This is a genomic window from Paenibacillus xylanexedens, from assembly GCF_001908275.1.
In the GTDB taxonomy this organism is placed as follows: Bacteria; Bacillota; Bacilli; order Paenibacillales; family Paenibacillaceae; genus Paenibacillus; species Paenibacillus xylanexedens_A.
In genome coordinates this window covers 1,840,197-1,865,763 of sequence record NZ_CP018620.1, presented here as the reverse complement: position 1 = coordinate 1,865,763, position 25,567 = coordinate 1,840,197, and the positions used below count along the sequence as shown (strand labels likewise).

The window sequence follows — 25,567 nt, the reverse complement described above, 5'->3', positions numbered from 1 at the left end:
ATTACTGGGGGCACTGTAAGTTACCACGAGTATAAGAAGAGGTATTATAGAAGATACACAAAAAAAGTGATGCACGCATATAACTATACGTGAACCACTTTCATGTGTGTGTTATTACATTATATATAGAAGGAAACTCTTAATGTTGTGCCTGTGCTGATGCTGGAGGCGTCATCGTCATTTGTCCATTACCTGCTTTTTGCATGCCAACTCTCAGCAACGTAATTCCCCACGTAATAATCGAGATCAACAGAAGATGAACCATGAATCCACCCACTGCTTCTCCACTATAGATCAAACGCATAAATCCCTGTACCCCATTGGAAGCGGGCAGAAAGTTTCCAATATAACGGTAGAATGGCGCCAGCATCTCGGCTGGGATGATATTTCCTGCTGTCATCAACTGGAGCGGAACCATCGCTACATTAAATAGAGGGCCTGCATTACCAAACAGGGCAAAACTCATTTGTGTAAAACAGATACAAGCCAGACTCACCAGCACATGATACAGATACAACGCGCCGAAGGAGCTCGCCACATCCGTGAACAGAAGAGCAACTGTATCCACTATTAGAGGAACGATCACTGCTATACACAATAACAGCATTTGCCGTCCCCAGAAGATTTCCCATTTGGAATGGGTACGCTTCATCATATTCGACGTAATATTAAACTGAATGTTCATAGTCATCGCAGCAATGTAGGTGATAAAACCCAGAATCATGGGCAGCATCGATGTAGCAAAATCACTCACACTGTTCGTTTTATTAATTTCAGCCTTTACAGGCCCTTCATTCATCTTTGCCATCGCTTGTCCAATAGCTGCACTCAACTCATCGTTGTTGATACTATCCTGGTTAAGGGTGACTTGAACCTTGGACTCCAAAATCCCTTGTCCCATTTGTGCAGTCATTCCAGTCGCCGCGTGTTCCACAATGGATTTGGCTACATCAGCATTTCCCTGATTAATATAGAAGGACAAACTCGTCTCTGTACCGCCTTCAATCCGGTCAGTGAATCCTTCCGGAATAACAATAACCATCGCATAGTTACCTGCATTCATCTGTTTCTCGGCTTCCTGGGCAGAATCCAGTACATTGACATGGAAAGGCGCGAGCGTTTCAATCTGCTTCTGCACAACTGTTCCCTGTGTCCCATCTTCGTTCACCAGAGCAACTTGAAGTTGATCCACTCTCTCCGTGGCTTGATGATAACCCGTCATCCAGATCACAACAAATAACAGTGGAACAATCAATGCAAAAACCAACCCTATTTTTGTCTGTGGCACTTTAAGAAAATCTTTGAAGCTTTTCATTCGTTCACGACTCCCATTAGTTAAAATTAAAATAATTGCACTACATATATATGCACATGCACATATTAGACCAAAAAAATTTATTTCATCTTTTCATAGATCCGATTCATCACATTCATAAATGCTTCAAGCTCTTCAGGGGAACAATCGGCGAGTGCCTCTTGCTCTTGCTTTTTTGACTTAGGTGTCAGAACGTTATTCATTTCCAGTCCTTCCGCCGTTAAACAAAGCAAAACCGCTCTGCGGTCCTGTGGATCTTCTTCTCTTGTCACCAGACCTTTGCGAATCAACTTATCTATAATTTTGCCTACCGTTGTCTGGTCCCGCACTGTTAATTCAGCCAGTTTTTTCTGTGATATATGACTTCCAGCCTTGCTCAATTCATTCAAGACTGCAAATTGTTCCGGAGTAATATCCTGTTCACTCAGATTTCTGGTTGTTGTTTTTTTGTATGCCAGATACGTCCGTGACAGAATCAGTCCAAGTGGATTTTCATCCATATTAACAGGCATGCTGTTGCTCCTTTCTTTATATAGTAGCACTACCATCTAATTTGCGTAAGCTCTATATTATTACCATATTTACATTACTGTCAATTTAATTTTTTATCTTTTCAAGCAAAAAGAGACCCACCCGTTAGTCAGGCAGCTCTCTCCTCTGGCATCGTCAAGCCATACTTACTCGGGCTTGCCACTTGAAGTTTCGGTATCGTCCTTCTTCTTTGTGCCTTTACTTTTATAAGGCTTCGGTGCACTTTTCGCCCGGTTAGCAGCGGCTTGCCAACGGTTCCAGCCTTTTTTACCCGTACCACGGCCGGTGCCGCCTTTTCCTTTTGCATTGCTCATGTTATCACTCCAATAATCCTGTATATGCTTAAAAATGACCGTCCTCGGTAACTTATTATGCAACCCAGCCCATCTAATTCACTTCCAGCATTTCTTATTATACCAAAAATCCACGTCTTTACGTCCATTTCCATAAATCATTGTATTGTTATTCTGTTATGAAAGCGGTATAGTGGACATAATTGAAAGAGGAAGCTGCGTCTTCTTCGGGATTGTTACTGGTAAGCAGGCGATACCCAAACCAAGGCTGTCTATTAAGCCTTAGTTTGGGTTTTTTGTTATTATTACGACCAATTGAGGTGAAACACATATATGATCATCCGTCAGATTTTTAACAACAATGTCATCCGGGCTGAGAACCAGGTTGGTCACGAATTTGTTGTCATCGGCAACGGTCTTGGCTTCAAAAAGAAAAACGGACAGCCTGTGGATGAGGATAAAATTGAAAAAACCTTTGTGCTTAAATCGGATAAAATACCACAAAAATTAATCGATCTGATTGGGGAAACATCAGTCGAATATTTGAAGTTAGCGGACGAAATTGTGGGCCATGCCAAAAAAGAAATGGGCGATATTTTTAGTGATAATATCTATATATCATTGATCGATCATATTCAGTTTGCCATTACCCGGTACCGTAAATCCGTCGGTCTGAAGAATTCCCTTTTGTGGCAGATCAAGAAGTTTTACAAGAAGGAATTTGGGATTGGCATGAACGCTGTGGAGCTGATCCAGGAACAATTCGGCATCCAAATGGATGAACATGAGGCCAGCTTTATTGCCATGCATTTTGTAAACGCTCGTCAAGATGCTCAGGGCATGAAACAAACCGTTGAAATCACTGAAGTTATTGATGATATCTTCAACATTGTGACCAACCATTACCACATCGCCCTGGATGAAAATTCATTTAATTATTCTCGGTTTATTACCCATCTTCAATATTTTGTGCAGCGAATGTTGAGTAATGAACAGGAGCAATTTGCTTCAGGAGATAACTTTCTGTATGAGCAAGTGAAAGACAAATACAGCAAGGCTTTTCAGTGCACCCAATTAATCAATCAGTACCTTGAGGACAAGTTTGAAAGTGCCATGTCCATTGATGAAAAGGTGTATTTGACGATCCATATTCAACGTGTCACTTCCCGTAACGAGCTTCTCGACACGGAATAAAAAAAGCTTGCAAACGATTTCGCCGTCATATATAGTAAGTCTCACAACTTAACGACAAGGATTGTTACTGCTCAAGCAGGCGATACCTAAATGATTGGCAACAGGTCATCTTTCCGATGATCATAGCCATTCGTTTAGGTATTTTTTTGTTTTCAGGCAATCTTAACAACAAAGGAGAATGAACATGGATCATAAAAAAATGGGGGATGACATCGTTCGTCTCGTCGGCGGAGAAGCCAATATCAATGGTCTTGTCCACTGTGCGACCCGGCTGAGATTCGACCTGAAAGATTCGAAAAAGGCCGAACGCGAAACGCTTGAAAAACACGATGGTATTATTACCGTTGTTGAAAGCGGCGGCCAGTTCCAGGTTGTCATCGGTAGTAACGTGGCTCATGTATATGCGGAGATTATGAAAAACCGGGATTTCGGAGGAGATTCCTCCTCATCGGCTGAGTCTACAGGGGAAAAAACCTCGCTATTATCCAAAGTTTTTGAAATTATATCCGGAAGTTTCTCGCCGTTAATCCCGGCTATGGCAGGATCAGGTATGCTAAAAGCTTTGCTAACTGTCCTGACCATGCTCGGATGGATGTCGGATACAAGTGACACATACTTAATTTTATCCGCTGCCGGCAACGCTGTATTTTATTTCTTGCCCATCTTCCTTGGGATTACACTGGGTATGAAGCTGAAAGCCAATCCTTATGTAGCTGGCGTAATTGGTGCCGCTCTGATGGAACCGAGCTTCACCGGGCTGATGGATAAGGGTTCAGATGTATCGTTCCTGGGTATCCCAGTTGTGATGATGAATTATTCAGCCAGCGTATTCCCAATCTTCATATCCATTAGTATCTACGCTGTTCTCGATAAATTACTCAAGAAAATCATTTTGAAAGACCTGCAATTGTTCCTTGTACCAATGATTGCTTTGATGATTATGGTTCCGCTGTCCGCAATGGCCTTTGGACCATTCGGCACCACGGTAGGTGACTGGATCTCCTCCGGCGTAACTTGGCTCATTGGTGTCAGCGGTATATTATCAGGGGTTGTACTGGGTGGATTCATGACCTTCATGGTTGTGTTCGGACTCCACTGGGGCTTTACTCCAATCACGATACAGAATATCGGAGTTGGCGGCGATCCGATTGAAGCCATGGCTGCTGCAGCCGTGTTTGCACAAATCGGTGTAGCCTTCGGTATTTTCCTAAAAGCCAAAAAGAATAAAACCCTGCGGACTCTTGCTGGCTCGACCAGCCTTACCGGTTTGCTTGCAGGAGTAACTGAACCAATTGTATACGGTTTGATCCTGCGTTATAAACGTGTGATTCCTATCGTGGTTATCGCAGGTGCGATCGGCGGTGCCATTAATGGTCACTTTGGTGTTAAAATGACTGCTTATGTGTTCCACAATATATTTGCCATTCCTGTCTATACACCAACGGTTGTCTACGTGATTGCGATTGCCTGCTCCTTTGCGGTAGCAGCGGTATTAACGGTGATGTTTGGTTATGAAAGCAAAAGCAAAGATACAGTTTCCGAGACAAACGAATCTGTCTCCACATCGGCTGAAAGTACACCAGCAGAACTTTCTGTCGTACTTGAGACTAAAACAACGGAGATCAAGAAAGAACAAATTTATAGCCCGCTTACAGGTAAAGCCGTAGCACTGAATACCATTAACGACCCAGCCTTTTCGACTGGTGCTATGGGCAAAGGTTTGGCGATTGTCCCTGAGATTGGCGAAGTTGTCGCTCCGGTAGACGGTGTTGTCACTTCCCTCTTCCCGACTGGACATGCCATTGGATTAACCACTAACGCAGGAACGGAAATTCTGATTCATGTTGGCATCAACACAGTAGCGCTGAAGGGAAAACACTTCTCTCCAGTTGTTCAGGAAGGTGATATCGTAAGACAGGGCGATCTGTTGATCCAGTTTGACATCGATAAGATCAAGGAAGCCGGATACGAAACCGTAACCCCTGTCATTGTGACTCTAACGCAACAAGAAGTGGATGTGTTCGAAACAACTCAGGAACAGGTACAGAAAAATGATGTCCTGCTGACTCTCGTTGTCTGACCCAACTTATATCATACGAATTCAACTTAGGAGGAACTAACCATGAAACATACTCAACTGAAACCATTTCCTAAAGATTTTTTCTGGGGAGGTTCAACCTCTGCCTATCAGATTGAGGGAGCCTGGAATGAAGATGGCAAAGGCCCTTCTGTCATCGACATGGGCAACCATGTGGAAGGCGTAACCGACTTCAAGGTAACCAGTGATCACTATCATATGTACAAAGAAGATGTAGCGTTGTTGGCTGAAATGGGCTTCAAAGCCTACCGCTTCTCCATCGCATGGACACGCATCTATCCGCAAGGAGCAGGTGAAGTGAATCCGAAGGGCCTCGCCTTTTACGATTCCCTCATTAATGAGTTAATTAAATACGGTATTGAGCCCATTGTGACGATGTATCACTTCGATCTTCCTTATGCGCTTGAAGAAAAAGGCGGCTGGTCCAACCGAGCAACGATTGATGCTTTTGAACAATATGCCAAGACTCTTTATGAGAACTACGGAGATCGGGTTAAATATTGGCTGACCATCAACGAACAAAATATGCTGATCCTGCATCCCGGCTCTCTGGGTACACTGGATACAACACTTGTTGATCCGCAAAAAACACTGTATCAGCAAAATCATCACATGCTGGTTGCTCAAGCTAAAGCCATGGTCCTGTGTCATGAGATGCTGCCTGAAGCCAAGATTGGCCCAGCTCCTAACATCGGTGTAATCTACCCGGCGAGCTCCAAACCAGAAGACACACTCGCGGCTGATAACTATGCTGCCATTCGTAACTGGCTCTATCTCGATATGGCGGTATACGGGCGTTATAATCATATTGCCTGGAGTTATCTCGAAGAGAAAGGATATACGCCTGTCATCGAAGACGGAGATATGGATATACTAGCTCAAGGAAACCCTGACTTTATTGCGTTCAACTACTACACTTCCCAGACGGTTGGTGAAAGTCTGAACGATGGCAATGACTTCTCTCATACAGGAGACCAGCATGAAATCGTAGGTGAACCGGGCGCATATAGAGGATCTGTGAATCCCAATCTGCAAAAAACGGAGTTTGGCTGGGAAATTGATCCGGTCGGCTTCCGCTCTACCCTGCGTCAGATCTACTCTCGTTATCATCTGCCATTGATTGTTACGGAAAACGGTCTGGGTGCATTTGATAAACTCGAGGAAGGCGACGTCGTTAACGATCCATATCGTATTGAATTCTTCAATAAACATATCGAACAGATTCAACTGGCGATCACGGACGGCGTGGATGTATTTGGCTTCTGCCCTTGGTCTGCGATTGATCTTGTTAGTACACATCAAGGGTCGAGCAAACGTTATGGCTTCATCTATGTGGATCGCGAGGAATTCGATATCAAGGAATTGAGACGTATCCGCAAACAGAGTTTCCACTGGTATCAAAAACTGATTGAAACGAATGGAGAAATTCGTTAATACACGTACTATTAAAAAAGTCGACTGCACATGAAACATGTGTAGTCGACTTTTTTGGTGTTGGTGCATTGATGTGGAAGCTTTCTTTTCCATTTACATTTCAGCCTTCGGTTGTTTCACCGTTTTTCCCCCTCTGAGTACCCTTAGGGATAACAGGAAACAGATCGCCAGAACGGCAGCTGCTGAAACATAAGGATAGTTAATATTCACATCGAACAGTGCTCCAGCTACGATTGGACCTGCGATATTCCCCAAACTGGTATACGCCGAGTTCAATCCGGCCACAAAGCCCTGTTGTTCTTGTGCCAGTTTGGACATCTGTGTACTGATCGCCGGACGTAAAATATCCATACCCAGAAAGACGATAAACGTTACGACAAGAATCATCCAGTACGTACTTACAAACAAGGTCAACAGTACAAATACGGCTACAAATAACAGACAGACTGAAATGACCATCTTTTCACCAAACCGGTTGAGCAACCAACCGATCAGAGATACTTGTACAACAGCACCCGCGATGGAACCAAAAGTAATAATGAATGCAATGTCTTTGGTCGTGAAACCAAACTTGTGATCCACAAATAGTGAAAATACCGTCTCATAGTTCGCCAGACCAAATGCCATAACAAACACAATAATCAAGCTGAAAAAGTACGGTTCACGGTACGAATTCAGCAATTGGGATACCATACCCGGAGCTTTGACCTTCGTTAAACCAGGGATAGGTTTACTTTGTTCTCCTGTGCTTCGCGTGGATTCCGGCAAAATAATCAATGTAATGATGGATGCCAACAAACCGGCAACCCCAGCGGCGTAGAACGGAATTCGAATGCCAAAGTCCGCAATGTACCCACCAATTCCCGGACCGATAATAAATCCGGTTGTAATCGCTGCATTAATCAATCCCATACCTTTGCCGCGTTCTTCCTCTGTTGTAATATCTGCGGTGTAAGCCATAACCGCCGGGAAGATCATCGCCGCACCGATACCACCAAGCATCCGGGCTGCGAAGAGCAAGACTGGTGCATTGACCGCACCAAACATAAACTCCGATACGGCAAAAATTAGCATGCCGCCAACGATAATTTTTTTACGTCCCCACGTATCCGACCATCGACCCGCAAGCGGGGAGAACAGAAACTGGGTGAAGGAAAATGCCGCTACCAGCAATCCAACCGTGAATCCGGTGATATGCAGTAGATCCATATACGCAGGCATGATCGGTACAACCAGACCAATACCCGTAAAAACGAGAAAAATATTAAACATTAACAGCAGCAGTGCGCCCCTGTTCCGTGTTAGTAATGCCATGATTCCATCCTCCGTAGTTGTCAAAATGTTGCTTAAGCTTTATCTTTTGCAATCCCATGTAAGAATACACTGGCAGCCTGGCGGTATAACGCAAGAGCCTGATCAGGCTCCATCCCCCGTGACATCTGACTAAGACCAATAATGGTACTTTCCAATATGAGCGCGAGATTATCTACATTGTCTGCTTTGAACTCACCACTCTCAATGCCTTGCTCTATCATTTGTTTATTAAATTGAATATGCCGCTCAAACATTAAGGAGATCCGCTCCTCAATATCATTTTCTTTCTTTTCCCCTGTGAAGAACTCATCAGCTGCCTTCGTCAGCGGGTGATTCATATCATCCAGCACTAATTGTTCCGCCAAGCCGTAAATCTTCTCCGTAGAGGTGCGGTACAGATGTTCTTTGGCCGCCCAGCTCTCTTCCCACTCCCGGTCCCACTCATCGATTAGATAGAGGAACAGACCTTCCTTACTTTTAAAATGGTAATATATATTGCCCTTGCTGCTGCCCGTCGCAGCTACAATATCCTCAATGGACGTTGCTTTATACCCTTTTTGTACAAAAAGGGCTTTGGAAGCATCCGCAAGTTTTTTCTTGGTTTGCTCAGTCTGTAGTTGCTTTTTATTCATATTCATTCGATTTCACTCCGTCCCATGCATACTGAACATTCGTTCTGTATTTTAACAGATGCACCCAATATAAGCAATGAAAAAGGTACGACTGACAAAAAAAGAACCTTCCTATTAATCTAGGAGGGCTCTAGTTATTTTCATTTTATCACTCCGAAGGAAAAGCACTTAGATCCATATAGGAAACTTCCCACAGGTGATCATCCAGATCCTGAAAACTCCATCCGTACATAAATCCGTGATCTTGTGGTTCGTTGGATGGCTGCCCTCCTGCATCGAGGGCAGCTTGTACAATCACATCTACCTGCTCACGGCTATCTACAGACAGGGCAACGATGACTTCGGTTGTATCGGCGGCATTGGAGATTTTTTTTGAAATGAAGGATTGGAAACGTTCCTCCACCAGAAGCATGGCGTAAATATTTTCCCCGATGATCATACAAGTAGCAGACTCGTCCGTAAAATTGGCGTCAAACTCAAATCCCACCTTAGTAAAAAACTCAACGGATTTCTTCAAATCTTGGACAGGTAAATTAACAAAAATCTGCTTAGCACGAATAGCCACCATCGATCACCTCGAACTCATAGAATACATTCCACCTCAAAATAACACCTCGCGTATACGCTGTCAATTGAATATAATGGAGACATTCCAACTTGTGAGGTGACACGGATGTTGCTCCGTATTGTTCGAAGTAATTAGTCGTCGGGCTGGGTCAAAACGCGTACCAGCTATCAAGGTACACGTCTGTCCATTTGATCCTATTCGACCATTTACATTAGAACGATTGGGCACAACTCTCTTGTCCTGTTCAAACAAACTCACATTGGAGGAATATGAGAATGAAAAACAAAATAGATTACGCTGACTTTTATGAACGCGTAGGCCGGACGAATGGCTGGAACTTCAGCTCCATGAACGTTGTCTCGGAGAACATCGGATGGAACTTCTATGAGGAAGTTGTTCGCCATACGCGATCGTCCGATCTGTTGCTGGATATTGGAACAGGTGGTGGAGAAGCCATTCTGTCCATTGCGGAAGAAGCTTTATTGCTAGTGGGAATTGATCTCGCTCAAGGAATGATTGAGACCGCACAGCATAATCTTCAGGCTATGGGCGGTCATTTCAATGTACGCTTTTTTCATATGGACGCAGAAAAACTGGATTTTCCAGATTGCTTCTTTAATGTGGTATCTTCCAGACACTCTAGGTTCTCTGCTTCAGAAGTATTTAGGGTTATTGCTCAGGGTGGGATATTTCTAACCCAGCAGGTCAGCGAACATGATAAATCCAACCTTTCAGAAGCTTTTGGCCGTGGACAGAGCCTTGGCATTCAACCTGGCACATTGATGGAACGATACAAGCATGAACTTCAAACAGCAGGTTTCCATGACATTCAGGCCCATGAATATAATGTGGTGGAGCATTACGCTACACCCGAAGATTTGATGTTTCTCCTAACCCATGCACCCATCATTCCTGATTTCGGGAAGGTAGACACTGACTTTGAGCGATTCCAGCAGTTTGTGAAAGAACATCACGACGAGAAAGGCATTCGTACCAACTCGGCACGCTTTATGATTACTGCTCGGAAATAAATGATTCCATATTGAATAAAATGAAATAAAAAAGACCCGGTCACATGTGAGAACTATAGCATGGTTACCGGGTCTTTTTATGATATTTGCGAGGCTATATTAAATCGGGTTTACTGCGTAATCTCCAACTTTTCCAAAAAAGGCTTTAATTTATCCACGACATAGTGGCTTCCACCTCGGCCGTTCACCTCTTCAATTACAGCGGATAACAGGAAGGTCGGAGAGTCGGTATCAAACACTACGAAAAATCCGTTTTCCTGACCCTTCTCTCCCTTCTTCGCTTTCAGCTCCGCTGTTCCCGTCTTGCCCGCGAGCCCTCCAGGAATTGAATTCAAGTTATGGGCGGTACCTCCCTGCCGGGAAACAACTTCTCCCAAAGCATCCTTAACCGTATTTGCGGCTTCCGGAGTAATAATTACCTCAGGCTCAGTGCTTTCTTTTCCCTCGATCAGAACAGGTTTCACCAGCTTCCCTTCATTAATAAAAGGTGTAAATGACGCTGCCAGATGAATCGGGGACATTAACATCTCCCCTTGCCCGTAGGACGTATCAGCGAGTAACACCTCAGATGACAGATCCAGATGTGCTTCGTTGGCATATTGGCTTGGCTTCAGATACAATTCATCCAGTCCAAAGTTATCGCCAAAACCAAACTTCTGAATCCCATCAATAAACTTGGCGCTGCCCATCTCGATCGCTTCCATGGCAAAGTAAATATTGTCAGAGTACACCAGAGCATCGACCATATTTACTGGAGATAAACTCTTCACACGCTTGACATAATAACCGCCCCAGCTATCGTCTTTACGCCATTGCAAGCCAGAGATATCATGGGTTTTGTCCGCTGTGGTCACCTTCTCCATCAGTCCCGCTGCGGCTGTAATCGCTTTGAAGGTTGATCCTGGTGCATATCGGGTAGTGACTCTGTTGATAAAAGGAAGCCTCTCATTCGCTGAATAAGCATCCCACTCTGCCTGAGTAAGTCCTGTGACCATTTTGTTCGGGTTATAGGAAGGTGCACTGACCAACGCCAGCAGGTTGCCATCCGTCGGATTCATTAGAACCATTGCACCGGCGTCTCCACCACTGGATAATGTCTGATACAATTTCTTTTGCTGTTTGGAGCTAATCGTCAGCTGAACATTCTGTCCATCTACAGCATCCTTACGAATAAGCTCAGAACGGGAGTTGCCCGATTCATCCGTGATTTCAATCAGACCACCACGCTCACCACGCAGCTGCTTCTCCATGGACTGCTCCAAACCCGCTTTACCAATCCAATCCTCGGCGCGATAATACCCTTCCGTATCCTTATCCAGGTCTTCCTTGGTAGCTTTGCGCACGTAACCAATCAGGTGCGCAGCCGCCTCGCCGAGTGGATAATAGCGGATTTCCTTGCTTTGCATCGTAACCCCGCTTAAAGATTCTGGTACGTCAAACTCCTCCGTTGAACCAATCGGGACAAAATACTCCGGCTTCACCCATGTCTGCGCAAGCGCCTTCTGAATGGCATCTTCCGAAACCTGATAATGGCCCGCGATTCGGGCAATCATCTGATCCGGGTTATCCCCAAGTTTCTCAGGTACAATGCCCCATTCATTCATTGTGCCCTTGGTAGCGAGCGGCAAACCATCACGATCCACAATATCTCCACGATCCGGGAACAGTGTCCTCACGCGTACCTTACTGCCCTTAACCATTTCATTCAGGATCAGTGAAGGCTGCCAGTTAATTTGCCAGTTTTTTCTGCCGTCCTCAAGCTCCTGCCGGACCAGTTTTAATGTATGCGTCTCACTGACTTCTCCCAAAAAAGTTGTCAGTTGCAGGTTGTAATCCACCTCATACGTATCCGGGTTTTGTTTCTCTGCATCGGTCTTACTGCCATCGGAAGCCGTTTCGGCAACATCCACAGGTTTAACCGCCGCCTTGACGGTGGATACTTCCATACCCGAATAGATCGCATTGTATTTCTCAACAAATTGTTCCTTGTTTATGCCCGACTCTTGCAGCGAAGCAGGTGTCATCAAGGTGTACAACTGGTCAAACTCTTTTTTTTGCAGATGCTCTATGTACTGATTCACGGTAGTCTGGGGCTTGGCTTCTGCTTCTTTGTTATTTTGCATGTATAGATACATTCCGATTCCACCTGCAAACAAGATGGGCAGCAGTCCGTACATTAATTTACGTTTGGATTTCATGGTTACATCACCTCTAATATACACTATAGATTTCCAGAGCCATTTAAACAATGAAACAAATCTGACGAATTTATCATTAAAAATAGCCGAAAGCTCACATAATATGTTTAAATAAGGATAGTGAGATTACATACTAAAGCTTTTTTGCTATGCAAAAGGCTGAAAAGGAGCCCGATGATGGAAATCAGCTATTTTTTACTCCCCAAAGCCGAAGTGGCCTATATCAAGTCTACCGCTTCCATGAAAGATGCTATTGAGCAATTGGAATCGCACCACTACACCGCCATTCCCGTGATTGACCAGGATGGAAAATATGTTGCTACCCTCTCCGAAGGCGATTTGTTATGGAAAATGCGAAATACACCCGGATTGACTTTTGATACGATGGATCAGGTTCAGGTCCATGAGATTAACAATCGGGTATATAATGAATGTGTATTCATTGAGGCTGAAATGGAGGATATGCTGACACTTGCAGCAGACCAAAATTTTGTGCCTGTGGTGGATGTCGATCGTGTCTTCCTCGGTATTATCCGTCGTAAGGATATTATTGAATACTATACGCGTAACATTTCGGATTAGATGAAGTCGAACATCCTGTAATAAACGAATATTCAACTCGAAAGGGTACTCCTGTGGTCATGTTTGGCCAAACCGGGGTACCCTTTTCGTTTCATGGTATAGTCGGAATCACTCTACTTTCGCTTGGCGCGCTCTTCCTTATAATAGTTCAACACGTCCCTGGGGGTTCCCTGAAATGCACGCTCTCTGCCGAACTCATACGCCTGATGCAAATACGAATACGCCTCGTCATGCTGTCCAAGTCTCATGCAGATCATGCCGAGATCGATTAACGGACTCGTATTTCTATCCGAACTCCGCGTATTTAACGATATCTCAGCCCACGGCTTCGCCAGTCCATACTGCTTCAGATCGATATGTGCATTCGCATGACAGGATGCGATCCAGCTCGCAATCTCCCATTCCATCTTCGGCTCGGGCAACATGCCCCATGCCTGATCATAATAGATAAGTGCTTGTTCATGCTGCTGCGTCTCATCCAGCACATTACCGGCTTCTACGGTTTCAACAATTTGTCGCTCCAGTTCGGCATGTTCCAGTGTTAGATCTTTCATTGCACCGTCTCCTCCTCCAGGACGAAATACCACTCCAGAAAAGCATTGAAATCAGCCCACTGCGGCTCACTCTCGCCATTAAGAAACCGTTCAATCGATTCGCCCAGTTCCACCAGCACCACTTCTCCCGTCTGACGGTTGTAGAAAAATCCACCCTCACCTTCAAAACTGTCCAGTGGAATATACGCCTCGGGAAGTCCCAGTGTAAGCTGTGCTACATTCATGTCTTCCATATATACGGTGTTCTCCATAAACCAGCAGATCTGATACAACTCCTGATGCCTGCTGTAGAAAGTCGGTCCATCCTCTGCATGCAAATAAAATTGTGCGAAATCCGATTGAAGATCAATTTCAAGCTTCCGCAACGCTTCTTCGTATTCTGCTGGAATATCTTCATGCCACCAGCCTTGCTCCTGGCAATGATCAATCACTTTATTGGATAACATCGTAGGCCTCCTCATTCAATTTTGCTCACACAGATTTTACAGGTATCCAGACTTGGGGAGGTGTGCCGTGACCTCTGTACACTTCAAGTTCCGGAATCCCTGCGTGCTGATATGAAGTGGAAGGAAACCACTCTGTCATAATATGGTGCCACAACCGTTGTATCGCCTCCGGCTTTAATTCATCCGCTTCAAATACAACCCAATGGGACGCGGGAAGTTCGATGGACACCAAACCTTCAGGCACTTCACCTGAGTAAGAGGTAGCAATCCAATACTCCATTTGATTGTCCTTCAGCTCTCGCTGATCTATACAGATACCCACCAGACCGGGAATAGCTCCGTTATTGAACCCGTTTAAACGTTCCTCAATGCCGTCTGCCAAAGCATCCTGCCACATCTTAGGAATTTCTCTTAAATTCTCACCATCCACACAAGAGAACGTTCGTTTGATGCCCACAAAGGTAAGAGACTGCTGTTCGATCACCTTATCATTCACATTCATTAGATGGACTCCTCTCCGAGAGCGATATGGGGCACGGTTCTCCATGACCCATTCATGAAAACATTGGTGGGCGCTGCTGGCATCCGGAGCCGTAAAAAGATACGTTCCCTCTACCTCTCCGCGACTCAGCCTGGAATCTGCAAGATCCCGATCCTCTTCTTCATTCAAAACAATTCGATACGTCCCATCTTCCTCTCGAAAGGCAAGGGCGTGTACATTCGTATGTTGTTTATAATAGCCTAATTGCAAAATGGTTGGTTGCTCTTCTGCCATTTCGCCTGTGAAAGCCGGATTGGGGAACTCCTCATCGAAACTGGCTTCATCTATTACGATACCTTTATAGAAGCCGTTGACTACATTGCCTAGCAGATTCACAATCTGATGTGCGTAGACATATGGAAACTGTTTAATCTCATACACATCACGATCCAACTGGTGCCATTGCAGATACTCCATGATTTTGGAATATGTAAAGCTGACCGCACTGGAAAGTTCTCGATCCAAAGGCTGATTGGCAGTACGACGAGTCAGTTCCATAATACTGTTCACGTATTGCCAGAACAGTTCCTGATCGAAACGTGCCTCCTCATGCAGCATATACAAAAAAGGTGTGCTCTTCTGCACGTACATTTCGCATCAGTATCTGAAGTGCTTGTTCCATATATGATATATACCTCCGATATGTCCTACAGTTACTGTATCAAAAGAGTAGGTAGATTGAAAATAGCGCCGGTGCTCCTGTTCATATGAAAGTAGCAGGAACAGAAGTAGACGTGCGATTCATGACTTAAAATAATACTTACCTACCATTCGTTCCTGCTCGATGTTGGGAGATAGACATACTGGGTTCTTCCCGTCCTTCATTTCCTTATTCTGGTGCAACTTTATTGTTACTCGTTCGTCTAACTACTGATTAAATCTAAAGGAGATGACTATGCGAATAACTTGCAGCCCCTGTTTCCAAGGAAGCATGATTGGATCGATTGATCTTCAGCCATCGAAGTATTACACCCCACCTTCCAGTAACAGTAAGATCACAGAATATGTTGACCCCGAACTCATTACCATTCCCTATGTAGAAGATCCGGAATTCTGATTACACTTTGACAACATGAAGGTTATGAACGGAACTTATAAAGATGAAATGCATGTGAGCTATGATGTCGAATTCACGATTGATGTAGATAAAAAAGGTTACATTACGCAATTCGAGCATACGTTCCAGCTGGAACGTTATCTGGATCTGGTGCGAACGCAGTCCTATAAAGTGATCATGACAAACTGGCGCGGACAAACCTTTCACGTGATGACGTACAGTTACCTGGAGGAAGTCATTCATCCGAAAAATGTTCTTTTTAGATGTAACCTCGCAGAAGACGCTTTTGTGGTAGCTGAACTTGTCTCCAATCGCTCAGATGAAAGTGCAACTGAGTACGGTATCAGGGATCTGCATTTCCGTGCATTAATCTCGGCACGAGATGATCTGTACCCATTAGATTATATGTGTGAGCCTGATTTCGACCTGAGTCTTGACTAAAAAGTAGATACATATGTAGAAGGGCATAAGCTTTCCCGAATCAGGGGGGGCCTGTGCTCTTTTTTTCCACAAATGAATCACCAATTTCGCTTATTTAAACGCCCTCCTTCACATGCTCCGCCAGTAACAACAATTAACCTGCAATGCCACCTCAGGTAGCGTTTAACATAAATGAACCTGAATAGGACACCTCATGGAACAGGCACGGGATAACCATTCGTTATCCTCATGCCCTTTCTGGAGGTGCCTTTTTAAATATTTTTACACATGAAATTTAGAGATAAACGACGGGCTCATTATGCTATTTCAGCGTTAAGCCCCCATTTCGGTATTCGAGCGAGCCGTGCCGCCACGTGATGTGAAATTGAAATATCCTTCATCCAGTTGCTCCGTCTTGGGGAGGTTGCGGGATACGCGATCGAACATCCAGTATACACCTACCAAAACAACGGTAATTCCACATAAGGTAATGACTGTAGAACTCTGTAGCCAGACTCCCAACGTACCGCCGATCAAGCTGCCTATTGGCATAGCTATGCCGCTTAAAGCCATCGTCGCGGAGAAAACCAAACCCAAATACTGCTGCGGCACCCCCTTCTGCACAACGGTATTGATGATAACGTTAACGGCTCCGCCCGGAACCCAAGCCAGTCCGTATACCAGAATGCTTAGCCAACTCCATGGGGTAAATATGCACCCGATCCAGGCAATTCCTGATATGATGTACGCCACAGAATACAACAGACCCAAACGTACATTTTCCAGCCTAAGATACGGTGCACATGTTGCACCAATGACGCTGCCGAGCGCCTGTGCCATCAGCATCAACCCGTAGATATCGGCTCCACCGATCTCATCACTATATATGGGAAGTACACTAAAAGTTGCTCCTCCCGCAGCATTTATAACCATAATGCCAAAGAGTAATTTGGCCAATGCCGTCCGTGTAAGCAGCCTGATTCCACTCACTAAATCATCCGTGTAATTCCTAAAAAACAAACGCATTCCTGACGGTGTACTCCCATTCACCTGTTCAGTAGTCTCATCATATGTATCCTGTTCCTTCTTCATTTTCGATTCCATGATATAAGGAGCGATCCGCAATTGGGAGAATAATAACGCACCTATGAAGAAACCGATGGCATTCCAAAAATACAAAGATACCGCACCAAGCGCAACAATGAGGATCCCGGAGATGGCATTACAAGCCACATCAATCCCCTGATAAGCGATGGAGAACAAGGAATTGCCCTGCGTGAGTTGGTGTTTCTCCAATACTCTTGGCAGAGCTGACATCTGAACAGGGTACACCCAAGTATTACATATGTTCAGAATAGGGGTGATCACCAGTACCAGGCCTACACTCAGAAAGTCATAGTACGCAGCAATAGGGACAATTAATAACAATACGGCCTGAATTAACTGACTATATACCAGAATCCCTCGAATCGGGATCCGATCTATCATTGGTCCGGATAACAGTTGAATAATTTTCGGCAAAATGGACAAAAAACCTGCGAGTCCTGTATAAAATGAGGATCCTCCCAGATTGTAGACCAGCCACATGGCGGATACCGCATATAAGCTATCTCCGATGTTGGTCAAGATTCTGCCAAAAAACATCAAACTGAAGTTCTTGTTTTTGAAAATCTCCATGGCCCACCTCCGCTTACGTCGAACCTAAATCTCATTCCACATCTCTTTCATGCTGCTCTGAAGAATGAAGACAAGCGAAGTCATTAATGCTCCGCTTGGTTCAATCTGATGTTCTCTTCCATATGAAGCAGGAAGATGCATCCAAAGTTAAATCTTTTGCACAACTTTCTCCTCTTGCAACGTCAACACCGAAGCAATGCTTTCCCTGAGGATATCGATTCCTCTTCGCAGATTGTGATTGGAGATGTTCAATGGAGGCATGACCTTAACCACGCTATCGTGTCTGCCTACTCGCTATACAATAAGTCCACGCTCATAGCAAGCCTTCTGTACCTCTGCGGCAATATCCGGTTCGAATTTGGAGAAATCCAGCCCCCAGATCAGACCAATTCCCCGAATATCAATGTTGGGGTACTGCTTCAATATTTCCTCACTCCATATAGAGTTGGTCATCTTTGGCTTTATCAGATACGGCCGGGAAATGTCTGCAATAACTTCTCACATTGGATTCCATCGTTTCAAAAGTCATCTGATCCATCCCTTCACCATTTGATTCACATATTGAGCCACATTCACAGCATGATTGTAGTCGATCAGATTCTCATGATGACCTGGAATAGGAGTTGAAGTGCATGTACCGGTCGTCTTGGCATGCCACGACTGTGCATCCGTTAACGGCACTGGACTTCGTTCATCCTGAGCGGTTGCGTACAACAGATGGATGTCGGACTGAATCGGTTCTGCTGAGTAGTAGTTATCAAAAGCCACTTCATTGGCCAGACGCACTTTGAGATGTCTAAGCGTGTTTTCACCTGGGAAGTGATTCATGGCTTCTTTTAACTGGTCCTCATAGTCTGCATTGCGCTTGAACTCATATCCGTTGTTGTTTGCTAATTCGGCAAGAGCCTCCATCTTGTTTATAGGACGAACATCCCGCTTATGGTTTCGGGCAGGTGCATCCAGAATAATCAGCCACTCCAGCTGTTGTCCCGCATCTTCAATGATTCGTGCCATTTCAAATGCCACATTGCCACCAAAGGACCAACCCAGCAATCGGTACGGGCCTAGCGGATTCAATTGCGTAAGAACACCATAATAATACTGAGCCAGTTCCTGGACGGTATAGAGCGGTTCTTCGTCGTTTTCATATCCTTTTGGCACAAATCCGTATATATTCAGGCCTTCCAGTTGGCTAACCAACTCATAATAATTGATCAGGTTGCCGCCACCCGTCGGAAGGAGAAACAGTGGAGAGTCATCAACACGACCACCTTCTTTCAACACAACAATTGATTGATCTTGAGGAAGGTTCCCCTCTCGAATGATATCTGCAATCTCGGTCACGGTGGAGTAATCAAACAAGGTGATCACGGATAGCTCGGTATGAAATGTTCTGTTCAGAACATCCATTAAACGGACGGCTTTGATCGAATGTCCCCCCTGATCGAAAAAGCTTTCATGAAGATGGATCGTGTCCACACCAAGGATATCCATAAAGATCTGCATGACCTTTTCTTCCAGCTCATCCTGCGGAGCAGCGATATAATCCTTCAATGTGCCACAGTCCAGCTGCTTCAGCGCTGCCTTATCCAACTTACCGTTACTGTTCAGAGGAATACGATCAATCGTAATGAAACGTGAGGGAATCATGTGACTTGGCAGCAGGGTTCGGCAGAAGTTGCGAAGGTCCGTACTGAGAACCTCAGAAGATGGAGCCAGCTGAATATAAGCACTCAGTGACAGTTCTTCATCCTCTCCCCATCTCTCAGCCAGCATCGCACACTCCTGAATATCAGCGTGTCTGGAGATTACATCCGTGATTTCCCCCAATTCTACACGCATGCCTCTGATCTTCATTTGGTTGTCTATTCGACCGACAATGTATAACTTGCCAGTGGCGTCGTAATATGCAATGTCGCCCGTCCTGTATATCCTTCCATCCGTAAACGGGTTCGCGAAGAAAGCCTGTTCGGTCTTTAAAGGATCTCCATAGTACCCCCTCGCCAGCCCAACTCCACCAATATACAAGTGACCATGAACGCCGATGGGCACCGGATTCTGCATTTCATCCAGCACGTAGATGAAATTGTTCCCGATTGGCCGTCCTATGGATATATTTCTTCGAGCACGGCGACCTTCTAATTGCACATTCATATGAATGGTCGAATCAATGGAAACCTCGGTTACCCCGTAACTGTTATGCAGATTACGCTCGGGAAGATGGTTGTGAAACGCTGCAACCATCTCGGGCTTCAATGCCTCTCCACTTGAGAATACTTCCCGTAATGACGCTAACTGTTCCAGATCCGCCCCATCAATTCGCTCCAAAATCATCTTCAACATACTTGGAACAAAAAAGACGATGGCAACTTCATATTGCTTCAAAGCTTGAATGATCGCATACGGATCACGATGAAATCCTGGCTCCAACAGTGCAACCCTTGCCTTTGCCATCCATGTCCAGAAGTATTCAAGACCGACATCATCAAAGGTCAGAGTTGTTTTCTGAAGTACTGTTTCATGGGATTCCAGCTTGAATTGATGCTGCATCCAGCAGATACGGTTCACCCACCCCTGGTGCCGTACAGATACCCCTTTCGGTTTCCCTGTAGTGCCTGAAGTATAATAAATAGCTACCAAATGATCAGGCCCCACTTGTGACTGTGGAACTGTAATCGGCTTGTCCATATATATTTCAGGTTGAGATACGTCGATCAGAAGGGCAACATCATCCGGGATCGGCAACGTATTTGTATTGATGAGACAGATAGACGCTCCCGAATCTGTTAACATGTGACGATTTCGCTCCACAGGTGCATCCAGATCCAGAGGCACGATAGCTCCTCCTGCTTTTAACACGGCAAGAAGGGCAATGGGCAAATGCAGCGAACGTTCTATGCCAATGGCTACCGCCTTGTCAGGTCCAATTCCCTTTTCGATCAGAAGATGAGCCAATTGATTCGCTTGGCGGTCCAGATCGCGATAAGATAATTGTTCTCCCCCATACACCACAGCCACTTGATCCGGGGCTTGGGATACGGATGCTTCGAACAGGTGATGTACACAGATATGATCAGGGTAATCCATTACGGTATCGTTCCATTCATATAGAACTTTCTGTCGTTCTTCATCACTAACGGCTCCAACCCCTGCGATTGGCTTCCCTGGATGATCCACAATATGTTCAAGCAACGCTATAAAATTACTGGCCCAGCGTTCGATCGTACTCACGTGGAACAGATCCCGACTACATTCAAACGTACCCTTAATCACATCCCGATCTTCCGTCAAATCCAGTGACATGTCGAATTTGGATGTATTGGTCTGCTTCAGCTTGATCTCCCTGAACACAGCCTGTTGTTCTGTTTGTTCGAAATCTCCCGCCTTCGCCAGACTGAACATGACCTGAAACAATGGCGAATATCCCGTATTTCTGGATTGGACCAGATCATCGAACAACAGATCAATCGGTACATCCTGATGGTCAAATGCATCAAGGATCGTATTTTTGGAAGCGTCCAAGTGTTTCAGAAATGATTCCTGATCATTGATACGGCTTCTCAGTACCAGTGTATTAACAAAGAAACCAACAATCTTCTCCAAATCGGACTGTGGCCGATTGGAGACAGGCGTACCGATCATCAGATCCGTTTCACCCGAATACTTGCGTAACAAAATCGCAAAACAGGTATACATCACCATAAATAGCGTGGAATGATATTTCTCCGAAATCTCTCTTAATTTGCTGGTAAGAGGTGCCGGAATCGTGAAGTATACGGAAATCCCCTCTTCACTCCGTTTCTGCGGACGCTCATGATCATATGGCAAAGTGAGCGTGTAGGAGTGTCCCTTCAGTTGATCGAGCCAGTACCTCTTCTGATTAGCAAACTCGTTACTTCCCAGTAATTGATTCTGCCATACTGCGTAATCTATATATTGGGTCGCGGATGGGTTATATGCCGGCAATGGGCCCACTCCTCGGAAATGTTCATAATAAGATAACAGGTCTCTTCGTATGACCTCGATCGACTGACCATCCGAGATGATATGATGCATCATCAGAACAAAAATGTGGCGTTGATCGTTCAGCTTAAATAATTTGAATCTGCACAGTCTGTCCCGAGTAAAATCAAAAGGGCCATCGGCCCTTTTGATTCCATCGACAATCTGACTTTCGGCCTGATCTTCCGGATACATCGATAGATCAACCCATTGATAATCCGGTTGTTCTTTCAAAATATACTGATAAGGTACACCCTCTTCGGAATCAATCCGAATCTGCAGTAACTCTTGCCTGTCCACCATCAGTCCGATGGCTTGCTCAAATGCCGACTCATCGAACTCTCCTCTAATCTCATTGGCAAAAACCATGTTGTATGCCGTACTTCCCGGCTCAATCTGTTGCTGAAGCCACAATCTCTTCTGAGCAAAAGACAGCGGAAAGCGATTGATGTCGCGAGAAGTGCGCTGTACTGTATTGGTCACATTCATCTGACTTAATATTCGATCAATCAGTTCGCTTTTGTTTATTACTGCACCGGATTTTTTCACTTAATTACCCTCCGCAGAATAACCATTCGCTTCCAATAACAGATTCTCAATCACTTCGGACAATTCACGAATGGTAGGCGCATCAAATATTTTACGTAGCGGCAGATTAACACCTACCTGTTGTCTGATCCCAGAGATGACCTGCGTTGCGATAAGCGAATGCCCTCCGAGTGCAAAGAAATTCTCATCAATACTAATCTGCTCCCGCTTCAATACCGCTCTCCAGATCTGGGCAACAATCTGCTCAACGGTTGTCGTTGGTGCGGCATATTTCGCTCCGGAACTCACATCCACGTCCGGCAGGGCGTGATAATCAATTTTCCCATTGCTCAGCAGCGGTAAATGCTCCAGCACTTGGATGACGTTCGGAATCATATATTCGGGAAGTGCGGATGAAATCCACTGTTTGACATCCTGAATCTCTCCAGTGGTATCCAGTTCTACATAGGCAGCCAGCAATGGTTCTGTCTTCTCTAACAACTTCGCCGCTGCAAGTCGCACATGAGGGTGTTCATTCAGAACCTTCTCGATCTCACCGAGTTCGATCCGGTACCCTCTTAACTTCACCTGCCGGTCAACCCTGCCAATGTATTCGATATGACCATCCGGAAAATAACGAACCCTGTCACCGGTTTTGTACATCACCTTGTCCGGCGTATAAGCATGTGTCAGGAAAGCCTGATCATTTAGATGTTCATCCACATAGCCATCTGCCAGACCCTTTCCACTGATATATAACTCTCCGGCAACACCTGGCGGGACAAGATTCAGGTTCGAGTCCAGCACGAGCAGATTCGTATTATGAATGGGTCTGCCGATCGTTTCATGAACGTTATCCTTGTCACAGATATGATACGTCGTATCAATACTCGCCTCAGTTGGGCCGTACAAGTTAATTAACTGAGCGTTGGAACCAGCAAAGAAAGCCTTCTGGAGCGGAATTCCCAGTCTCTCTCCGCCGCTGAACACCCTTTTTAACGGTGCTGAAGAGAGGGTTTCTTTTTCCACCAAAGCCTGAAGCATGGTAGGTACAACCTGTAATGTTGTAATCCGTTCTTTATAAATAATATCGAGCAGATAGTCGGGATCAGCATGCATGTCCGGCTCAGCAAGAACCAGCCTTGCGCCCGTAGTGAGCGGTGCATAGAATTCCCATACCGATGCATCGAAATTAATCGATGTTTTCTGCAATACAGCGTCTTCCCCGCTCAGTGGAAATTCATTGTTCATCCAATGCATATGGTTGCTGATGGCCTGATGTGACACTTTGACCCCTTTGGGTCTGCCTGTGGAACCAGAAGTATAGAGAATATAGGCGATATCTCTGGCATCTACTCCGATTGCCGGTGCATCCGTGGGCTCATTCGCAATTGCCTCACCTTCTTCTTCAAGAAACACAGGATTAGCAAAAAGGGAATTGAGCCGTTCATTGTTTTTATTCAACAACAGCACCGTTTCAATGCGGGCATTCTCACGGATATAGGACAATCGCTCATTGGGATAATCCGGATCAAGTGGTACATAAGCCGCACCTGCTCGAAGCACCGACAGAAGGGCTATGACCAGCTCAGGAGATCTCTCCACGCTTACCCCGACTACATCTCCATGCCCGACACTTCTTGTCCGATGCAGATAGTGGGCAAGCTGTTTGGACTTCTGATGGATTTCCCGGAACGTAAGCAGAGTGTTACCGGACACAACCGCAACCTGATCTGGTGTCTTCAAGGCTTGTTCGTCCAGCATCTCCACCAATGTCGAGGTTGCATATTCCCGAACCTCTCCTTGAAGAATCGATTGCAATGTAAATGTCAGATGATCAGGGATGATATTAGACGATACGGGTTCATCCAGATTCACATAGGCCTTGTTGCAAATATGTGTGAATATATCCGCTACGTAGCCAATCTCTGTCGGAGTGTACTTTTCCTCGTTATATCGAAGAACGATATCTCTGCGATCAGGGTATTGCTGGATATGGAGTCCAAGGTGAACCGGTTCAATCTGTTCCGACTGATACACAACCCGGAACGTGTGACCACCCGATTCCACCACGGATGATGCATCCCGACTCTCGAATCCATAGGAGAACACAGATTGACTCAAATTCGATTTGCTAAACATTTTGAAGTCAAAATAATCTGCATATTCTGCACTATCTTTCGCTTCACTCGTCGTTCTTTGGAAAAACTGAGTCAGCGTGTCGTCCTCTTTCAAGCCCGAGTACAGAGGTACGTATCGATTCAATGCACCGACAACCTTCTCCAAATCCTCATCTTGTCGGCCAAGCGTATGTACGCCAACCGTTAGTTCCTTATCCTCGCCCAGCAGATGCAAAGTCAGATTCCAACAGGCGAGCGTAACGTTATCTATCGTACTTCCAGCCTTCTCCGCTACCTTCTCAAGTTCAGCCCACAATTCTGGTGACCCTTCCACAGGGAAACTTGCCATCGTAATACTCGTGGTTCCGCTACCGGATACCATGGACAATTGTTTATCAACATGATCGAACCGTTTATTGTTCCAAAAACTTCTTTCCTCCGCGTGCTCATCATTGGTCAACAGGTCATTCAACCACTCGGATACAGCATAGTACGGTACCTCTTCTTCCAAAAGTTCAGGGTCCACCTCAGACACGATTAATTGTGATAAATCCGCTAGAATAACGGCAGGTTCAATATCCGAGAACTGTGGATCAAAAGCGAGAATCAACACTTTGGAACGTTCGGACAGATCCACGTTAATGGCTTCCAGCGAATAATCACCTGTCCATGTGTCCAACTCCTTTCGGATCAGCCCTTGGATATCCTGCTCCTGAATCGGTTCATCGGAATATGCAGTACGGAATCGGCTTCTGGTCTCCGAATCTACTTTCTGAAGATGGACCCCATAATTGGGATCGGCTTCTATGGAAGTGCGGAGTGTGCTGTATTTCTCGGCTATTCTCTTCACGGCTAATTCAATCTGATCATTGGAGCACTCACCTTCGATGTTAACAGCAATTACACTTGGGACCAGTGATGTTAATCCGTTATTATTCAGTTCATGCAGTCGTTTCTGTTGTGGTGAAAGGGGATAACCCAGCATTACATTTTCCATGTTCAATCCTCCTGCATTTCTAATGTATTTTCAGT

Annotated in this window: 20 protein-coding genes; 6 read left to right on the top strand and 14 right to left on the bottom strand. The window is 45.2% G+C overall.

What is annotated here, in order from left to right:
- Nucleotides 1–139 precede the first annotated feature (139 nt).
- The 3 genes from BS614_RS08225 to BS614_RS08215 form a co-directional block, all read right to left on the bottom strand.
- Nucleotides 140–1,315, bottom strand: coding sequence for a YhgE/Pip domain-containing protein (locus tag BS614_RS08225; protein ID WP_074093610.1), 1,176 nt, complete (start codon nt 1,313–1,315; stop codon nt 140–142).
- 80 nt (nt 1,316–1,395) lie between these two features.
- Entirely contained in the window at nt 1,396–1,827 is a 432-nt protein-coding gene (locus BS614_RS08220) for a MarR family winged helix-turn-helix transcriptional regulator (protein ID WP_074093609.1), read from the bottom strand.
- A gap of 165 nt (nt 1,828–1,992) precedes the next feature.
- The gene (locus BS614_RS08215; RefSeq protein ID WP_074093608.1) at nt 1,993–2,160 is read right to left on the bottom strand and encodes a DUF3934 family protein; all 168 of its coding nucleotides are present in this window, start codon (nt 2,158–2,160) and stop codon (nt 1,993–1,995) included.
- 312 nt (nt 2,161–2,472) lie between these two features.
- On the opposite strand from BS614_RS08215, the gene licT reads away from it, so the two are divergent.
- The 3 genes from licT (at nt 2,473) to BS614_RS08200 (ending at nt 6,865) form a co-directional block, all read left to right on the top strand.
- A complete protein-coding gene (gene licT / locus BS614_RS08210) occupies nt 2,473–3,333 on the top strand; it encodes a BglG family transcription antiterminator LicT (protein WP_074093607.1) in 861 nt (286 codons plus the stop codon).
- 184 nt (nt 3,334–3,517) lie between these two features.
- On the top strand, nt 3,518–5,413 hold the full coding sequence (locus BS614_RS08205) for a beta-glucoside-specific PTS transporter subunit IIABC (RefSeq protein WP_074093606.1): 1,896 nt from the start codon (nt 3,518–3,520) through the stop codon (nt 5,411–5,413).
- A 42-nt stretch (nt 5,414–5,455) separates the two neighbouring features.
- The gene (locus tag BS614_RS08200; protein ID WP_074093605.1) at nt 5,456–6,865 is read left to right on the top strand and encodes a glycoside hydrolase family 1 protein; all 1,410 of its coding nucleotides are present in this window, start codon (nt 5,456–5,458) and stop codon (nt 6,863–6,865) included.
- A gap of 93 nt (nt 6,866–6,958) precedes the next feature.
- Here the strand turns inward: BS614_RS08200 and BS614_RS08195 are convergent, their stop codons facing one another.
- The 3 genes from BS614_RS08195 to BS614_RS08185 all read right to left on the bottom strand — a co-directional run bounded on the left by BS614_RS08195 (nt 6,959) and on the right by BS614_RS08185 (nt 9,376).
- Entirely contained in the window at nt 6,959–8,179 is a 1,221-nt protein-coding gene (locus BS614_RS08195; protein ID WP_074093604.1) for an MFS transporter, read from the bottom strand.
- 32 nt (nt 8,180–8,211) lie between these two features.
- The gene (locus BS614_RS08190) at nt 8,212–8,811 is read right to left on the bottom strand and encodes a TetR/AcrR family transcriptional regulator (RefSeq protein ID WP_074096742.1); all 600 of its coding nucleotides are present in this window, start codon (nt 8,809–8,811) and stop codon (nt 8,212–8,214) included.
- A 148-nt stretch (nt 8,812–8,959) separates the two neighbouring features.
- Nucleotides 8,960–9,376 (bottom strand): VOC family protein, encoded by a 417-nt coding sequence (locus tag BS614_RS08185; RefSeq protein ID WP_074096741.1) that lies wholly within the window; start codon nt 9,374–9,376, stop codon nt 8,960–8,962.
- 278 nt (nt 9,377–9,654) lie between these two features.
- Here BS614_RS08185 and BS614_RS08180 point away from each other — a divergent pair, with 278 nt between their 5' ends.
- A complete protein-coding gene (locus BS614_RS08180; RefSeq protein ID WP_074093603.1) occupies nt 9,655–10,410 on the top strand; it encodes a class I SAM-dependent methyltransferase in 756 nt (251 codons plus the stop codon).
- Between the two features lie 110 nt (nt 10,411–10,520).
- Here the strand turns inward: BS614_RS08180 and pbp4 are convergent, their stop codons facing one another.
- The gene (pbp4, locus tag BS614_RS08175) at nt 10,521–12,608 is read right to left on the bottom strand and encodes a penicillin-binding protein PBP4(5) (protein ID WP_074093602.1); all 2,088 of its coding nucleotides are present in this window, start codon (nt 12,606–12,608) and stop codon (nt 10,521–10,523) included.
- A gap of 177 nt (nt 12,609–12,785) precedes the next feature.
- On the opposite strand from pbp4, the gene BS614_RS08170 reads away from it, so the two are divergent.
- Entirely contained in the window at nt 12,786–13,190 is a 405-nt protein-coding gene (locus BS614_RS08170) for a CBS domain-containing protein (RefSeq protein ID WP_074093601.1), read from the top strand.
- Nucleotides 13,191–13,303: 113 nt separating this feature from the next.
- Here BS614_RS08170 and BS614_RS08165 read toward each other — a convergent pair whose 3' ends face one another.
- The 3 genes from BS614_RS08165 to BS614_RS31090 are packed head-to-tail and all read right to left on the bottom strand — an operon-like array spanning nt 13,304 to nt 15,289.
- Entirely contained in the window at nt 13,304–13,744 is a 441-nt protein-coding gene (locus tag BS614_RS08165) for a hypothetical protein (protein ID WP_074093600.1), read from the bottom strand.
- Nucleotides 13,741–14,190 carry a hypothetical protein gene (locus BS614_RS08160; protein WP_074093599.1) on the bottom strand — a complete coding sequence of 150 codons (450 nt, stop codon included), beginning with the start codon at nt 14,188–14,190 and terminating at the stop codon, nt 13,741–13,743. Before BS614_RS08160 ends, BS614_RS08165 begins: the two co-directional genes overlap by 4 nt.
- Nucleotides 14,191–14,215: 25 nt before the next feature.
- Complete coding sequence (locus tag BS614_RS31090; protein ID WP_244898326.1) at nt 14,216–15,289, bottom strand: effector binding domain-containing protein; 1,074 nt, start codon at nt 15,287–15,289, stop codon at nt 14,216–14,218.
- 523 nt (nt 15,290–15,812) lie between these two features.
- Between BS614_RS31090 and BS614_RS08145 the strand changes: the two genes are divergently transcribed.
- Complete coding sequence (locus tag BS614_RS08145; protein ID WP_167544389.1) at nt 15,813–16,229, top strand: hypothetical protein; 417 nt, start codon at nt 15,813–15,815, stop codon at nt 16,227–16,229.
- Nucleotides 16,230–16,541: 312 nt separating this feature from the next.
- On the opposite strand, the gene BS614_RS08140 is transcribed toward BS614_RS08145, so the two are convergent.
- The 4 genes from BS614_RS08140 to BS614_RS08130 all read right to left on the bottom strand — a co-directional run bounded on the left by BS614_RS08140 (nt 16,542) and on the right by BS614_RS08130 (nt 25,532).
- Complete coding sequence (locus BS614_RS08140; RefSeq protein WP_074093597.1) at nt 16,542–17,885, bottom strand: MFS transporter; 1,344 nt, start codon at nt 17,883–17,885, stop codon at nt 16,542–16,544.
- A 294-nt stretch (nt 17,886–18,179) separates the two neighbouring features.
- Nucleotides 18,180–18,308, bottom strand: coding sequence for a hypothetical protein (locus tag BS614_RS32355; protein ID WP_280523084.1), 129 nt, complete (start codon nt 18,306–18,308; stop codon nt 18,180–18,182).
- Between the two features lie 102 nt (nt 18,309–18,410).
- Nucleotides 18,411–22,436, bottom strand: a complete 4,026-nt coding sequence (locus tag BS614_RS08135) for a non-ribosomal peptide synthetase (protein WP_074093596.1) — start codon at nt 22,434–22,436, stop codon at nt 18,411–18,413.
- On the bottom strand, nt 22,437–25,532 hold the full coding sequence (locus BS614_RS08130) for a non-ribosomal peptide synthetase (RefSeq protein ID WP_074093595.1): 3,096 nt from the start codon (nt 25,530–25,532) through the stop codon (nt 22,437–22,439).
- Between the last annotated feature and the right edge of the window lie 35 nt (nt 25,533–25,567).

Excerpts from the sequence above, each read along its gene's own strand:
- BS614_RS08145 (WP_167544389.1), top strand. The coding sequence starts at position 15,813 with ATGAACGGAACTTATAAAGATGAAATGCATGTGAGCTATGATGTCGAA.
- BS614_RS08200 (WP_074093605.1), top strand. The coding sequence starts at position 5,456 with ATGAAACATACTCAACTGAAACCATTTCCTAAAGATTTTTTCTGGGGA.
- BS614_RS08220 (WP_074093609.1), bottom strand. The coding sequence starts at position 1,827 with ATGCCTGTTAATATGGATGAAAATCCACTTGGACTGATTCTGTCACGG.
- BS614_RS08225 (WP_074093610.1), bottom strand. The coding sequence starts at position 1,315 with ATGAAAAGCTTCAAAGATTTTCTTAAAGTGCCACAGACAAAAATAGGG.
- BS614_RS31090 (WP_244898326.1), bottom strand. The coding sequence starts at position 15,289 with ATGCTGCATGAGGAGGCACGTTTCGATCAGGAACTGTTCTGGCAATAC.
- BS614_RS08140 (WP_074093597.1), bottom strand. The coding sequence starts at position 17,885 with ATGGAGATTTTCAAAAACAAGAACTTCAGTTTGATGTTTTTTGGCAGA.
- BS614_RS08190 (WP_074096742.1), bottom strand. The coding sequence starts at position 8,811 with ATGAATAAAAAGCAACTACAGACTGAGCAAACCAAGAAAAAACTTGCG.
- pbp4 (WP_074093602.1), bottom strand. The coding sequence starts at position 12,608 with ATGAAATCCAAACGTAAATTAATGTACGGACTGCTGCCCATCTTGTTT.
- BS614_RS08165 (WP_074093600.1), bottom strand. The coding sequence starts at position 13,744 with ATGAAAGATCTAACACTGGAACATGCCGAACTGGAGCGACAAATTGTT.
- licT (WP_074093607.1), top strand. The coding sequence starts at position 2,473 with ATGATCATCCGTCAGATTTTTAACAACAATGTCATCCGGGCTGAGAAC.
- BS614_RS08180 (WP_074093603.1), top strand. The coding sequence starts at position 9,655 with ATGAAAAACAAAATAGATTACGCTGACTTTTATGAACGCGTAGGCCGG.
- BS614_RS08130 (WP_074093595.1), bottom strand. The coding sequence starts at position 25,532 with ATGGAAAATGTAATGCTGGGTTATCCCCTTTCACCACAACAGAAACGA.
- BS614_RS08195 (WP_074093604.1), bottom strand. The coding sequence starts at position 8,179 with ATGGCATTACTAACACGGAACAGGGGCGCACTGCTGCTGTTAATGTTT.
- BS614_RS08160 (WP_074093599.1), bottom strand. The coding sequence starts at position 14,190 with ATGTTATCCAATAAAGTGATTGATCATTGCCAGGAGCAAGGCTGGTGG.
- BS614_RS08170 (WP_074093601.1), top strand. The coding sequence starts at position 12,786 with ATGGAAATCAGCTATTTTTTACTCCCCAAAGCCGAAGTGGCCTATATC.
- BS614_RS08205 (WP_074093606.1), top strand. The coding sequence starts at position 3,518 with ATGGATCATAAAAAAATGGGGGATGACATCGTTCGTCTCGTCGGCGGA.
- BS614_RS08215 (WP_074093608.1), bottom strand. The coding sequence starts at position 2,160 with ATGAGCAATGCAAAAGGAAAAGGCGGCACCGGCCGTGGTACGGGTAAA.